Source organism: Gaiella sp. (assembly GCF_035558935.1).
Classification (GTDB): domain Bacteria; phylum Actinomycetota; class Thermoleophilia; order Gaiellales; family Gaiellaceae; genus Gaiella.
This window is the reverse complement of sequence record NZ_DATMBZ010000018.1, coordinates 1-13,653: the sequence shown is the minus strand read 5'-3', so window position 1 is coordinate 13,653 and position 13,653 is coordinate 1. Positions and strand designations below refer to the sequence as shown.

Genomic DNA, 13,653 nt, shown 5'->3' with positions numbered 1-13,653 from the left:
GGCGGCCCAAGAGTTGTGGCCGAAGCGGACATGGGCGGAAGGGACAGTTGGCCGCCTTGGACGCAGCGCCGGGCCTCGGCGGTCGGCGAAGCGGCACGGCCAAGCCTCCGCGCTCCATTCGCTCGACGCGTCCCGTCGGGTGCGGCTCCGAGAGCTCGATCCGGAATGACCCTCCGTCGGCGGGACGGCCATGCAACGACGCAGGGCGCCCGAATAGCGGCGCTACTCGGGCAACAGAGGATGCCGCAGCGCAGCGCAGAGGCTGTTCCGACCAATCGAGGCTTCCTCTCGGTCGGAGCTCCGACAGGGCGCTCTGCGAACGTCGCCTGGGCGGGTGTCCAGGCGGGATGAGATGAAGAGCGGGCTCGTCGCCGTCGCGGGCCGGCCGAACGTCGGCAAGTCGACTCTCGTCAACGCCCTCACGGGAGCGAAGGTCGCGATCACGTCGACCGTCCCGAACACGACGCGTAGGCGCATCTTCGGCGTCGCGAACGGCGACGACTGGCAGCTCGTCCTCGTCGACCTCCCGGGCTTCCAGCGGCCGATGGACGCGCTGACCGAGCGGATGCAGGAAACCGTCGACGGCTCGTTCGAGGACGTCGACGTCGTGCTGTTCGTGCTCTCGGCGCGCGACCGCATCGGCGCGGGGGACCGTTTCGTCGCCGGCCGCGTGTTCTCACTCGGCGTCCCGGTCGTCATCGCGCTCAACAAGATCGACCGTCTGAAGCACGGTCATGTCGCGGCGCAGATGAAGGTCGCGGCGGGCCTTGGAGACTTCCACGCGCTCCACCCGGTGAGCGCCAAGGTGAGAGACGGCATCGACGAGCTCCGCGCCGACCTGGTCGAGCTGCTCCCCGAGGGGCTGCCACTCTTCCCGCTGGAGCAGGCAACCGACCTGACGCTCGAGGAGCGCGTCGCGGAGGTGATCCGCGAGAAGGCGCTCCATCTCACACGCGACGAGGTGCCGCACGCGCTGACGGTCGAGGTCGATGAGCTCGGCGAGACCGTCCGCGCGCTCGTGCTCGTCGAGACGGAGTCGCAGAAGGGCATCCTGATCGGGAAGAAGGGCGCGATGATCCGCGAGATCGGCACACGGGCGCGGCCCGAGGTCGAGGCGTTGGTCGGCCACCGGGTCTTCCTCGAGCTGGTCGTCAAAGTGCGGCCGCGCTGGCGGCGCGACCGCAAGACGCTCGAGCGGCTCGGCCTCTGACGCGCTGGCGCCGCGGTCAGCGCACGTACTGCACGTCGGGCGCGATGCGCAGGATCACCCGCTCGGAGGTGATCGCGGAATCGTCGTAGTCGCGCCCGCGGTATTTCCGGGACAGTCGATCGATGTGGGCGCGCGCGTCCGGCCCGCGGACCATCTCGACGACGTGCCCTCGCACCTCGGCGTAGACGTATGGGTCGGCGCGGTCGAGGATCGTGACGGTCACGCGCGGATCGCGCTCGACCGCACGGAACTTCGCGCGATGGACTTCCGTGTTGATCAGCACGTGGTCGTCGTCTGCGTCGACCCACATCACGTGCGTCATCGCCGCCCCGGAGCGAAGCAGAACGGTGAGCGTGGCGAAGTTCGCCGCCTGGGCGAGCGCCTTGACCCGTGAGTCGACGGACGTCATCAAACCGCCGTGGCGTCGATCGCCTCGTCGGCGTCGACCCGGTCCGCGAGCGTCCGCGCGACCTTGAGCCACAGCTCGGGGAGCGTGTCGAGGAGCGCGACGAAGTCACGCCCCGAGATGGCGAGAACGCGGAGGGGGGTGGCCGCGACCACCGTCGCCGTCCGGGGCGAGCGCGAGAGGAGCGCGATCTCGCCGACGTAGCTTCCGGCTCCCAGCCGGGCGACACGGCGGCCACGGCGGCGGACGTCGACCTCTCCGTCGACCACGACGTAGAACTCGCTTCCCGGCTCGCCCTCCCGGATCAGCTCGGTGCCGGCCGCGATCTCGCGCTCGTCGGCGAGCGCGGCGATCCGGCGCAGGTCACGCTTCGAGCAGAGCTCGAACAGCGGTAGCCCCCGAATGAGATCGACCCTGGTGTCGGCGCGAAGCAGCACGGAAGCGGAACTCTAGACTGACGGCATGAGCCAAACGCTCGCACTTCCGCGCTCGCTCGAGCTTCCGGGCGGCGGGCGCCTGCCGAGGATCGGGTCCGTCGATGCCGTCGCGCTCGAGGCCCGTGCGGCCGAGCTCGCCAAGCGCTCGATCAAGCGCGAGTCGAAGGTCTTCGCACTGGAGCTCGCGATCCGGATGATGGATCTGACCACGCTGGAGGGAGCAGACACGCCCGGCAAGGTGCGGGCGCTCTGCACGAAGGCGATGTACCCCGACCCCGGCGATGCCTCCGTGCCGCACGTCGCCGCGGTGTGCATCTACCCGAGCCTCGTGCCCGTCGCCCGCCGCGCGCTGAAGGGAAGTGCGGTCAAGGTCGCGTCCGTCGCCACAGCGTTTCCCTCGGGCCAGGCGCCGCTCGAGGTGAAGCTCGCCGACGTCCGCGCGGCCGTCGAGGCAGGCGCGGACGAGATCGACATGGTCATCGACCGCGGCGCCTTCCTCTCCGGTCGCATCGGCCACGTCCACGAGGAGGTCCTCGCCGTCAAGGACGCGTGCGGGGATGCCCATCTGAAGGTGATCCTCGAGACGGGCGAGCTGGGGACGTACGACGCGGTGCGAAAGGCTTCGCTCGTCGCGATTGCCGGCGGCGCGGACTTCATCAAGACGTCGACCGGCAAGGTCTCGCCGGCAGCGACGCTCCCGGTGACGCTCTGCATGCTCGAGGTGATCCGAGACGTGCACGACGAGACGGGGCTCGTAATCGGGATGAAGCCGGCGGGCGGCATTCGGACCGCGAAGCAGGCGGTCCAGTACCTCTGCGTGCTCCACGAGACGCTCGGGCCCGAGTGGCTGACGCCGGACCTGTTCCGCTTCGGCGCGTCGTCGCTCCTCAACGATGTGCTCCTGCAGCTGCGCAAGCAGCGCACCGGCATCTACCGGTCGCCCGACGAGTTCACGCTCGACTGATGGGCGCCGTCGAGAAGCAGCAGCGCACGCTCGCGACCGCCGGGACGTGGGAATACGCGCCGTCGATCGAGTCCCGCGAGATCGTCACGTTCGAGGATCGCTACGGGCTCTTCATCGGCGGGGAGGAGGTCGCGCCGCGGTCACGGTCCTGGTTCACGACCGTCTCGCCGTCGACGGAGGAGCCGTTGGCGGAAATCGCGCAGGCCGGCGCGAAGGACGTCGCGCGTGCCGTCGACGCCGCGCGCGAGGGGTTCGACGCATGGAGCACGTGGAAGCCCTCCGAGCGGGCCAAGGTGCTGTTCCGGATCGCGCGAATCCTCCAGGAGCGCGCGCGCGAGCTCGCCGTCGCCGAGTCGCTCGACGGCGGGAAGCCGATCAAGGAGTCGCGCGACGTCGACCTGCCGCTCGCCGCGGCGCACTTCTTCTACTACGCGGGCTGGGCCGACAAGCTCGAGTACGCCTTCCCGGGGCGGCGGCCCCGGCCGCTGGGCGTCGCGGCGCAGATCGTCCCGTGGAACTTCCCGCTGCTCATGCTTGCGTGGAAGATCGCGCCTGCGCTCGCGTGCGGGAACACGGTCGTCCTGAAGCCCGCGGAGACCACGCCGCTGACCGCGCTGCTCTTTGCCGACGTCTGCCGACAGGCTCAGGTGCCTCCGGGCGTCGTCAACATCATCACCGGGGACGGCTCGACGGGCGCCCACCTCGTCCGCAACGGCGGCGTCGACAAGGTCGCCTTCACAGGCTCGACCGAGGTGGGGAAGGCGATCCAGCGCGAGCTCGCCGGCCGCGACGTCCCGCTCACCCTGGAGCTCGGCGGCAAGGCGGCAAACATCGTGTTCGACGACTGCGCGCTCGACCAGGCCGTCGAGGGAATCGTCAACGGCATCTACTTCAACCAGGGCCACGTCTGCTGCGCCGGCTCGCGGCTGCTCGTGCAGGAGTCGATCCACGACCAGCTGGTACGCAAGCTGAAGCGCCGCATGTCGACGCTGCGGGTCGGCGACCCGCTGGACAAGAACACCGACATCGGAGCGATCAACTCGAAGGCACAGCTCGACCGCATCGTCGAGCTCGTCGAGAGCGGCACCGAGGAAGGCGCGGAGGTCTACCAGCCGCCGTGCCGCCTGCCGGAGAAGGGCTGGTGGTTCGCGCCGACCATCTTCACCAACGTGGCGCAGAGCCATCGCATCGCGCAGGAGGAGATCTTCGGGCCGGTGCTCAGCGTCCTGACCTTCAGGACACCCGACGAGGCGGTCGAGAAGGCGAACAACACGATGTACGGCCTCTCGGCCGGGATTTGGACGGAGAAGGGCTCGCGCATCCTCTGGATGGCCGACCGTCTACGCGCCGGGGTCGTCTGGGGCAACACGTTCAACCGCTTCGATCCCGCGTCGCCGTTCGGCGGCTACAAGGAGTCGGGCTTCGGCCGCGAGGGCGGCCGGCACGGGCTCGAGGCGTACCTGAGGTTCGAATGAGCGGCGAGGCCCGGCAGCCCGCGGCGGTGATCGGGGCGAAGCTCGTGCTGCTCGGGGCGCTCGTCTGGGGCGTGTGGAAGATCCTGCGCACCGAGGTGGACGAATGAGCGCACGCCTCCCTGTCCGCAAGACGTACAAGCTCTACATCGGTGGCGCGTTTCCGCGCTCGGAGTCCGGCCGGACGCTCGAGCTCGAGGGTCACAACGTCGCGCGGGCCTCGCGCAAGGACGCGCGGGACGCCGTCGTCGCCGCGCGCAAGGCATTCCCCGGCTGGAGCTCGGCGACGGCATACAACCGCGGGCAGGTGCTCTACCGACTGGCGGAGACGATGGAGACGCGGCACGCCGCGCTCGCGCGTGTCTGCAGCGGGCGCCGGGAGGTTGCGCGGGCGATCGACCGTGTCGTCTGGTACGCGGGCTGGGCGGACAAGCTGGCGCAGGTGCTCGGCGGCGCGAACCCGGTGGCCGGGCCATACTTCAACTTCACGGTGCCGGAGCCGACGGGAGTCGTCGCGGTGGTCGCGCCCGACGAGCCGCCGCTCGACGGCCTTGTCGCCCGGGTTCTTCCCGCACTCGCCGGCGGCAATGCCGTCGTCGTCGTCTCCTCGGAGGCGCACCCCCTCGCGGCGATCGAGCTCGCCGAAGCGGTCGCGACGTCGGACGTGCCGGCCGGCGTCGTCAATGTCCTCACGGGGCATCGCGAGGAGCTGGCACCGGTGCTGGCTGCGCACATGGATGTCAACGCGATCGACGTCACGGGCGTCGACGGCGACGTGGCGGCGCTCGAGGTGCTCGCCGCAGAGAACGTGAAGCGCGTCGTCCGGGCGCGGGAGGACCGAAGCCCGTGGGAGATCGGCGCGTTCATGGAGCTCAAGACCGTCTGGCACCCGATCGGGCGCTGACGCCAGTCGCGCTTTCGCGTCGCGCCTCCTCCGGGGCACCCCAACCCACCACCCGCTGCCAATTCTAACGGCGTTGTCTCCTGTTTTGGAGACAAAACGGTGCCAACTTCGCGCCGACTTCGTAACGGGCACGGGACTCCCGCGCGCGCTCGAGCCGCCTCAGTCCAGCAGCGGACCCAGCGTCTGCCCTACCGCCTCGAGCCGCGCGTCGACGGGCCCCTCGACGAGCATCCAGGGGCTCCCACTCGAGCGAGCGTGCTCGAGATACCGCTCGTGCATCGCGCGCCGCTGGTCCTCGAACTCCCGGATACCATCGTGTCGCCACGGCACGTCGAGGCCGCAGACGACGAAGAGGTCGTAGCTGCGCGCGACGAGCTCCTCGAACCCCGTCGCCGGCACCCCGAGGTAGACCTCGTGGAAGACCGCGGTCGTGAATGCGTCCGTGTCCGAGAAGAGCACGCGCGAAGCGAGCGTTGCAAGGAAGTCCTCGTACCAGCAGTGGATCCGGGCAATGTGGGTGAACTCCCAGCTCGTCCAGGGAGCTCCACGCGGTCGCCCGACCTGCGTGTACGGCCGGCCGTACTCGGGGTTCCACAACGTGCCGTAGCGACGCGCGAGCGCCTCTGCGAGCGTCGACTTCCCCGTCGACTCGGCTCCGAGCAGGCAGACGCGCTTGACCGGGATCACGGGGCGCGAGCCTACGCGATCGGCGGCGGCGGATAGCATCCGCCCCCGTGACGCATCGACGTCTGAGCCAGGCGATCGCGGAGGGTGACGGGATCTCGGTGTTGGTGCACGTTCGGGACGCCGACGGAGCCCGTGGCGCCGAGGAGAGCGGAGCGAAGGGCATCGTCGTCGGAAGTGGCTTGGCGGAGCTCCGGTCGCACACCGCTCTCCCCCTCCTGGCCTACGGGCCGGCGCCGGACGCGGCGGCGGCCGGCGATGCCGTCGTGCTGACCGTCGACGACCCGGATGCGCTTCGCGACCTCGCCGAGCGATGTCACGAGCTCGGGCTCGAGTACGTCGTCCGGGTCCGCGACGACGACGAGCTCGGTCACGTCCTCGAGCACGTCGATCCCGAGATCCTTCTGCTCGCCGCAGACGCGGCGGAGAGCGAGCAGGAGCCGCTCGACCGGCTTCTGGAGCTGCTGCTCGACGTCCCCGCCGGGAAGCTCGCGATCGCGGAGCTCTCGGGCGCGTCGCGCGAGGACGTCGAGGAGCTCGAGCGGGCCGGCGTCGACGCCGTGCTCGTCAGCGGTGACGTCGAGGCGCTCGTCGGCGACGGCGTCCCCGACGTCTAACTCCGAGAACTTGCGGCTCGCACGCCGGTCTCTCTCGACCGCGGAGGTCGGTCTTCTCGGAGCGATCCTCGCGCTCGCGGCGGTGCTGCGTGCTGTCGGCGCCGGATCCGGGCTTCCGCTCCCGCTGCTCAACCCCGACGAAACGAACATCGTCCCGCGCGCATGGGATGTCGTGCACGGGGGAGGGCTCGACCCCGGCTGGTACGACTATCCGAGCCTGCTCTTCCTCGTGCTCGCGCCGACGCAGATCGGCTTCGACGAGCCCTCGTACGGCGCGGCCCGCGTGGTCGCCGTCCTGCTCGGGGTGCTCGGGGTTGCCGCGGCGTGGTGGCTCGGCCGTGCAGCGTACGGCGTCCCGGCTGCGCTCACGGGCGCCGTGGGCGTCGCGGTCGCGACCACGCATGTCGCCTACTCGCGCATGGCCGTCACCGACGTCCTCCTCACCCTGGGTGTGACGGTGACGCTTGCCCTGCTCGTCACCGGCCGGCTCGAATGGGCGGGGGTCGTCGCGGGCCTCGCCGCATCCGCCAAGTACCCCGGGGCGATCCTCGTCGTGCCGATCGTCGTCGCGGGGATCGGCGCTTGGCGCCGGGTCGGCGTGTCGCTGGGGCTCGCCGCTGCTGCGTTCTTCTTGACGAGCCCGTTCGTGGTGATCCACGCAGGGGCCGCCTGGGACGACTTCCATCGCGTCCAGCAGCTCGCGGGTGACGGATGGCTCGGGTTCGAGAACGACCCGGCGACGCCGTTCGCGTTCGGCCTCAGGCTCTGGGAGACGGTCGGGCCGGTGCTCCTCGTCGCGGTGGTGGGAGTCGTTCTCGCGCTGCGTGCCCGGGAGCGGAGCGACGTCGTGCTGCTCTCGTTCGCCGCCGCGTATGGTCTCTCGTTGCTTCCGTCGCAGGCGCACTTCGACCGGTACGTGCTGCCGCTGATTCCCGTCCTCGCCGTCCTGGCGGGCCGCCGGAAGACGCTCGCCGTCGCCGCCCTCGCGGCCGCGGTCGTGCCCCTCTGGTGGTCGGTCGCCGACGCGCGGTCGCTGACCGGCCGTGACCCACGCCTCGACGCCGCGGCATGGATCGACGCGCACGTTCCGGCGGGCGCTCGCGTCGCTGCCGACACGTCGACGCTGCCGCTTCATGGGCGGCCTGTCGTTCGGCTCGCGCTGCCGGGCCCCGGACGGCCGTTCGACGCCCGCCGCGACCTCGTGGCGCTGCGCGCGGACGGCGTCCGCTGGATCGTCGTCGGCGGCAGCGTCGCCGACCGCGTTCTCGCCGCCGCAGCCCGCTATCCACGGGAGGCGCGCTTCTACCGCACCCTCGAGGGAATGCGCCCGGCCTACGCCACACGGAGCGAGCCGGGCCACCGTCCCCGCCCGTGGCTCCGGGTCTACCGCCTAGGCTGAAAGGCATGAAGCGTCCGGGAGTCGCCCTCGACGGGCTCGCCATCGGCACCGCGGTCTTCCTCTCCGGAGCCGTGCTGCTCGGCGTCGAGATCGCCGCCAGCCGCGTGCTCGCGCCGACGTTCGGCAGCTCGCTCTACGTCTGGGGCGCGCTGATCGGTGTCGTGCTCACCGGCCTCGCCGTCGGCTACTGGCTCGGAGGCACGCTCGCCGACCGCTGGCCCTCGCCCTACCTCTTTGTCGGCGCGATCGCCCTCGGGGCCGGGCTCGTGCTGCTGATCCCCGTCGTCGATTCGTGGGTGCTCGAGCAGGTCGTCGCATGGGATCCCGGACCGCGCCTCGACCCGCTCGTCGCGTCGATCCTCCTGTTCGGGCCGATGAGCGTGGTGCTGGCGTCGGTCTCCCCGATCGCCGTGCGGCTCGCTGCGCGCGACATCGCTCGACTCGGCCGAACTGCAGGACGCCTGTTCGCGATCTCGACCGCGGGCTCGATCGCGGGCACGTTCGCAACGTCGTTCTGGCTCGTTCCCGAGTACGGCACCGATCAGGTGCTCGCGTTCGGCGCGGTCGTCCTGCTGACGGCGGCTGCGGTCGTCTCGCTGCTCCAGCGACTCTGGCTCCCGGGCGCCGGTCTGGTGGCGGCGGCCGGCGCGGCCGTGCTGGCGGTCGGCGCGCTCGCTCCCGAGACGACCGGCACCGTCCTCGCCGGCTCCGCCGCCCGCAACTGGTCACCGCTGTACCGCGAGCGCGAGGTACACACGCCCCGCAAGCTCGACCCTGCGGAGATCGGGCTCGGCGGCGAGGGCTTCACCATCCGCGAGGCGCGCGACACGCGCTACCACCGGCTGCTCGTCGTCGAGGACGACGAGTCGCGCTACCTCCGCTTCGACAGCTCGTTCCAGAGCGGGATGTACCTCGAAGACCCCTTCCGGACGCGGTTCTCCTACAGCGACTACCTCCAGCTGGGCCTCGCGTACGACCCGGGTGCGACGAATGTCCTCGTGATCGGCCTCGGCGGGGCGGCCGTGCAGAAGCGCGTGTGGCGTGACTTCCGCGACGCTCGCGTGACGACGGTCGAGCTCGACCCGGACGTCGTCGACGCCGCCCATCGCTGGTTCGCGTTCCCGCGCGACCCCAGGCTGCCGGTCGTGGTCGACGACGGGCGGCGCTACCTGCAGCGCACCGACGACCGCTTCGACGTGATCATGGTCGACGCCTTCTACTCGGACGGCGTGCCGTTCCACCTGACCACCCTCGAGTTCGTCCGCCTCCTCCGTGACCGGCTCGAGCCGGGCGGCGTCGTGGCGACGAACGTGATCGGAGCGATCACCGGCGGGAGCTCACAGATCACCCGGGCGCTCTGGAAGACGTATGCCTCCGTGTTCCCGACGGTCGAGCTCCACCCGGTCTACGAGGGCCCGAGCGACCGGAGGTCGGACGACATCAGGAACATCATCCTCGTTGCGACCGAGCGCGCGGCGCCGTCGACGGCCCGTCTCGCGGCCTCGTGGGAGGAGACCCGACGGGCGCGAGCGCCCCGGGCGCCCGACCTCCGCGCCGCGATTCGGGACCGCTACGCGCGCGACGTGGTCACGGCCGACGTGCCGCTCCTGACGGACGGCTACGCGCCGACGGACGCCCTGCTGATCGGCTGAACCCGCGTCAGGGGGCCGAGAGCGTGTGCGCCGCCTCGAGGATGTCGGCCGGCACCGGACGCATGGCGCCGCACGCTTCCTCGAGCGCCACGTCGACGACCTGCGTGCCCCGCAGCGCGACCATCCGCCCGAAACGGCCGGTGGCGGCGAGGTCGGCCGCCGCGATGCCGAGCCGCGACCCCAGGACGCGGTCGGCGGCGCTCGGCGTGCCTCCGCGCTGGATGTGGCCGAGGACGGTGACACGTGCCTCGAACCCCGTCAGCTCTTCCAGCCTTGCCGCCACGACCGCAGCGACCCCGCCGAGCCGCTCGAACCCGAACGCGTCGCGCCCGGCCACCACCTGCGCGCCCTCGGGCAGCGGGATGCCCTCGGCGACGACCACGACCGAGTAGCGCCGTCCGCGCGCCGCGCGCGAGCGCAGCAGTGTCGCCACGTCGTTCAGGTCGTACGGCTCCTCGGGCACGAGGATCGCGTCCGCCCCGGCCGCGATGCCCGCGTACGTCGCGATCCAGCCCTGCGTGCGGCCCATCACCTCGACGAGCATCACCCGGTCGTGGGACTCGGCGGTCGTCGTGATCCGGTCGATCGCCTCGGTTGCGATCTGCACCGCGGTGTCGAACCCGAAGGTGACGTCTGTCCCGGGGATGTCGTTGTCGATCGTCTTCGGCACCCCGACCAGACGAATGCCCTCGTTTGCGAGCCGGGCGGCGGTGCGCAGCGTGCCGTCTCCACCGACCACGACGAGCGAGTCGATCCACTCGCGCGTGAGCGTCGCGTGCAGCGACGCGGCACCCTCGCCGTGGACGTAGGGATCGCGCCGCGAGGTCCCGAGGATCGTGCCGCCCCGCTGGAGGATCCCGCGGACGGCATCGCGGTCGAGTCGGCGCACGCGTCCTTCCATCAACCCGTCCCAGCCGTCGAGGATCCCGACCACCTCGGCGCCGTGCCTCTGCGCGGCGCCGGCGACGACCCCGCGGATCACGGCGTTCAGACCCGGACAGTCGCCGCCCCCGGTCAGGATCCCGATCCGCTGCACGCCGGCCATCCTAGTGGCGCCGGCGCGCGCAACCTGGCGCCGTTGCGACCGCGACAGCCTGACGTCGAAGGCGGCCGACGTTGCGGACGAGTCAGTACAGGAACATCGGCTTGCCGGTCACGTGGCGCACCTTGGGGCGGTACTCGCGGACGTCGTAGAGCTCGTCGACGTCGACGCGCTTGACGCCCTCGCGCGTCGCCGAGATCGGAACCGACGTGTAGGTGCCGCTCCGCAGGGCGACCATGCGGCCCGACGACCGCTCGAGCGCCAGGTCGGCGGCCATCACCGCGTAGTTCGTCGCGACCATCAGGTCGAGCGAGTCCGGTGCGCCGGACCGCATCAGGTAGCCGATCACCTGCACGATCATGTTCTCGCCCGTCCGCTCCTTGAGCAGCGCCGCGGTCAGCTCGCCGATCCCGCCGAGCTTGCGATGGCCGTAGGCATCCTCTTCTCCCGAGAGGACCATGTCGCCCCCCGCGATCGTCGCGCCCTCCGAGACGGTCACCATCGAGTAGTTCGACGGGTTGTCCCGCTTGTCGCGCACGAGCAGCTCTCCGAGCCGGTCGACGTCGAACGGCACCTCCGAGATCAAGGCCCGGTCGACCCCGGCGAGGTATGCCGTGATCAGCGAGGTCTCCCCGCTGTAGCGGCCGAACAGCTCGACCACCGCGATCCGCTCGTGCGACCCCGTCGACGTACGCAGGTTGTGGATGAACTGGACGCCGCGCGTGACCGCCGTCGAGAACCCGATGCAGTAGTCCGTCCCATGGACGTCGTTGTCCATCGTCTTCGGGATCGCGACCACCGGCACGCCTTCGTCGTGCATCCGGAGCGCGTAGGAAAGCGTGTCGTCGCCGCCGATCGGGATCAGAACGTCGATACCGAGCGCCTCGACGACGCGCAGCGCGTGGTCCGTGAAGTCGAACGGGCCGTCGCCGTTCACGCGGTCGGCGAGGTGGGCGGGAACCTCGCTCGCCCGCACGCGACTCGGGTTGGTCCGGGACGTATGGAGGAACGTGCCGCCGGTGCGGTCGATCGTGCGAACGGTCGCCGACGTCAGCGGCTGGAACCACTCCGCCGCCGAAGCCGGGTCGCCCGGGTCGTGGTGGAGGAGCGCCGCCCAGCCGCGCCGCAGCCCGACGACCTCGTGGCCGTCGTGCACGACGCGGTTGACGACCGCCTTGATGCACGGGTTGAGCCCGGGCACGTCGCCGCCGCCGGTGAGGATCCCGATGCGCATCGAACGAGGTCATACCAAGGAGAGAGCGATGGTGCGATGCCGAAGGTGGGACTCGAACCCACACGCCCTCACGGACAGCGGATTTTGAATCCGCAGCGTCTGCCAGTTCCGCCACTTCGGCCCTGACCCGATAGTAGAGGCCGGCCGCACGCACCTCCCGGACGATGACCGATCCTTGCGAGGCATGCCAGTCCGCATGCCTCTACACTCTCGCCCACAAGACGTGGACGTGCCCGGCCTGAAGCCGGGCGCACGGTCTCCCACGAAGGAGGAGGAGAGCTTGACGCTCAAGAAGAAAGGGGTGCTCCTCGCCGGGCTCCTCGTCGCAACGTTCGCGCTCGTCGCGGCGGGCTGCGGCGGAGACAGCGGAGGTGGTGCCCCGGAGGCGCTGCCCTCGTCGTCGTGCACGGGTATCGAGTACAAGGGCGACGGCGACCCCGACTACATCGTCGCGTCGGACTTCCCGCTCCAGGGGTCATCGCGCTTCCAGACCGAGCAGATCGTCGCGGCGATCCGCTACGAGCTCGACCAGCGCAGCTGGAAGGCCGGCGACTACAACATCGGCTTCCAGTCCTGCGACGACGCGACCGCCCAGGCCGGGAAGTGGGACTCCGGGAAGTGCTCCTCGAACGCGAACGCGTACGCCGGGAACGACAAGGTGATCGGCGTGATCGGCACCTTCAACTCCGGCTGTGCGGCGATCGAGATCCCGGTCCTGAACCAGGCGCCGGACGGCGGCATCGCCATGGTCTCCCCGGCGAACACGTATCCGTGCCTGACGGTCAACCTGCCGGGCGGTTGTGACTCGACCGAGCCCGACAAGTACTACCCGTCGGGAAGCCGGAACTACGTCCGCGTCGTGGCGCACGACGCGTACCAGGGCGCAGCCGTTGCCGAGTTCATGCAGGCGCAGGGGATCAAGAGCGTCTACATCCTGAACGACAAGGAGGCCTACGGCCTCGGAGTCGCGACGACCACGCGCAAGGCGTCGGAGTCGGTCGGGATCAAGGTCGCGGGCTTCGAGGCCTGGGACCCGAAGGCGACGAGCTACACGTCGCAGATGCAGAAGATCAAGGCGAGCGGGGCGGACGCGCTCTTCCTCGGCGGCCTGATCGACGAGAACGGCGCACAGGTCATCAAGGACAAGGTCGCCGTGCTCGGCCCGAACGACGGGGCGGTCAAGCTGCTCGCGCCGGACGGGTTCACGACCCAGGCCACGATCGACGAGTCCGCCGGCGCGGCCAAGGGCATGTTCATGTCGATCGCGGGAGTTCCGACCGATACGTTCAAGGGCGCTGCCCTCGAGTTCATCGACGGCCTCAAGAACGGCCCGCTCAAGGGCGAGGCGATCGACCCGTACGCGATCTACGGCGGACAGGCCGCGCAGGTCCTGTTCGACGCGATCGAGAACTCGGACGGCACGCGCGCCGACGTGATCAAGAAGCTGTTCGAGACCAACGTCACGGACGGCCTTCTGGGCTCGTTCAAGATCGACCAGAACGGCGATCCCGAGGAGGCCTCGGGCGCCGTCGTCGGCTTCACCATCTACGTGGCGACCGACAAGCTCAAGACGGAGACGACGGTTTCGCCGAAGCCGGAGACCGTCGCGGCGGCTGGCGGAAGCTAGCGGCC

General features: G+C 70.5%; 13 protein-coding genes and 1 tRNA gene. 8 read left to right on the top strand and 6 right to left on the bottom strand.

From position 1 onward, the window contains the following. Positions 1 to 352: 352 nt before the first annotated feature. Entirely contained in the window at positions 353 to 1,210 is an 858-nt protein-coding gene (gene era / locus VNM44_RS02100; RefSeq protein ID WP_325622076.1) for a GTPase Era, read from the top strand. A gap of 16 nt (positions 1,211 to 1,226) precedes the next feature. Here the strand turns inward: era and VNM44_RS02095 are convergent, their stop codons facing one another. Both VNM44_RS02095 and VNM44_RS02090 read right to left on the bottom strand, forming a co-directional pair. Then, entirely contained in the window at positions 1,227 to 1,619 is a 393-nt protein-coding gene (locus VNM44_RS02095; protein ID WP_325622074.1) for a TIGR03618 family F420-dependent PPOX class oxidoreductase, read from the bottom strand. Then, positions 1,619 to 2,053, bottom strand: coding sequence for a cyclic nucleotide-binding domain-containing protein (locus VNM44_RS02090; protein WP_325622072.1), 435 nt, complete (start codon positions 2,051 to 2,053; stop codon positions 1,619 to 1,621). The genes VNM44_RS02095 and VNM44_RS02090 overlap by 1 nt, the downstream gene beginning before the upstream one ends. Before the next feature lie 25 nt (positions 2,054 to 2,078). Between VNM44_RS02090 and deoC the strand changes: the two genes are divergently transcribed. The 3 genes from deoC (at position 2,079) to VNM44_RS02075 (ending at position 5,393) form a co-directional block, all read left to right on the top strand. Further along, positions 2,079 to 3,017 (top strand): deoxyribose-phosphate aldolase, encoded by a 939-nt coding sequence (gene deoC / locus VNM44_RS02085; RefSeq protein ID WP_325622070.1) that lies wholly within the window; start codon positions 2,079 to 2,081, stop codon positions 3,015 to 3,017. Further along, positions 3,017 to 4,492, top strand: a complete 1,476-nt coding sequence (locus VNM44_RS02080; protein WP_325622068.1) for an aldehyde dehydrogenase family protein — start codon at positions 3,017 to 3,019, stop codon at positions 4,490 to 4,492. Before deoC ends, VNM44_RS02080 begins: the two co-directional genes overlap by 1 nt. Before the next feature lie 103 nt (positions 4,493 to 4,595). After that, complete coding sequence (locus VNM44_RS02075; RefSeq protein ID WP_325622066.1) at positions 4,596 to 5,393, top strand: aldehyde dehydrogenase family protein; 798 nt, start codon at positions 4,596 to 4,598, stop codon at positions 5,391 to 5,393. A 159-nt stretch (positions 5,394 to 5,552) separates the two neighbouring features. On the opposite strand, the gene VNM44_RS02070 is transcribed toward VNM44_RS02075, so the two are convergent. Next, positions 5,553 to 6,080, bottom strand: coding sequence for an ATP-binding protein (locus tag VNM44_RS02070; protein WP_325622064.1), 528 nt, complete (start codon positions 6,078 to 6,080; stop codon positions 5,553 to 5,555). A 47-nt stretch (positions 6,081 to 6,127) separates the two neighbouring features. Here VNM44_RS02070 and VNM44_RS02065 point away from each other — a divergent pair, with 47 nt between their 5' ends. The 3 genes from VNM44_RS02065 to VNM44_RS02055 are packed head-to-tail and all read left to right on the top strand — an operon-like array spanning position 6,128 to position 9,745. Next, positions 6,128 to 6,694 (top strand): hypothetical protein, encoded by a 567-nt coding sequence (locus tag VNM44_RS02065; protein ID WP_325622062.1) that lies wholly within the window; start codon positions 6,128 to 6,130, stop codon positions 6,692 to 6,694. Between the two features lie 10 nt (positions 6,695 to 6,704). Beyond that, the gene (locus VNM44_RS02060; RefSeq protein WP_325622060.1) at positions 6,705 to 8,093 is read left to right on the top strand and encodes an ArnT family glycosyltransferase; all 1,389 of its coding nucleotides are present in this window, start codon (positions 6,705 to 6,707) and stop codon (positions 8,091 to 8,093) included. 5 nt (positions 8,094 to 8,098) lie between these two features. Continuing rightward, on the top strand, positions 8,099 to 9,745 hold the full coding sequence (locus VNM44_RS02055) for a fused MFS/spermidine synthase (protein ID WP_325622058.1): 1,647 nt from the start codon (positions 8,099 to 8,101) through the stop codon (positions 9,743 to 9,745). Positions 9,746 to 9,752: 7 nt separating this feature from the next. Here the strand turns inward: VNM44_RS02055 and VNM44_RS02050 are convergent, their stop codons facing one another. The 3 genes from VNM44_RS02050 to VNM44_RS02040 form a co-directional block, all read right to left on the bottom strand. Continuing rightward, complete coding sequence (locus VNM44_RS02050; RefSeq protein WP_349257997.1) at positions 9,753 to 10,790, bottom strand: ATP-dependent 6-phosphofructokinase; 1,038 nt, start codon at positions 10,788 to 10,790, stop codon at positions 9,753 to 9,755. 82 nt (positions 10,791 to 10,872) lie between these two features. Further along, on the bottom strand, positions 10,873 to 12,021 hold the full coding sequence (locus VNM44_RS02045; protein WP_325622054.1) for a 6-phosphofructokinase: 1,149 nt from the start codon (positions 12,019 to 12,021) through the stop codon (positions 10,873 to 10,875). Between the two features lie 37 nt (positions 12,022 to 12,058). Continuing rightward, positions 12,059 to 12,142: transfer RNA gene (locus VNM44_RS02040), tRNA-Leu, on the bottom strand. Positions 12,143 to 12,244: 102 nt separating this feature from the next. On the opposite strand from VNM44_RS02040, the gene VNM44_RS02035 reads away from it, so the two are divergent. Then, positions 12,245 to 13,648 carry a branched-chain amino acid ABC transporter substrate-binding protein gene (locus VNM44_RS02035; RefSeq protein WP_325622052.1) on the top strand — a complete coding sequence of 468 codons (1,404 nt, stop codon included), beginning with the start codon at positions 12,245 to 12,247 and terminating at the stop codon, positions 13,646 to 13,648. Positions 13,649 to 13,653 lie beyond the last annotated feature (5 nt).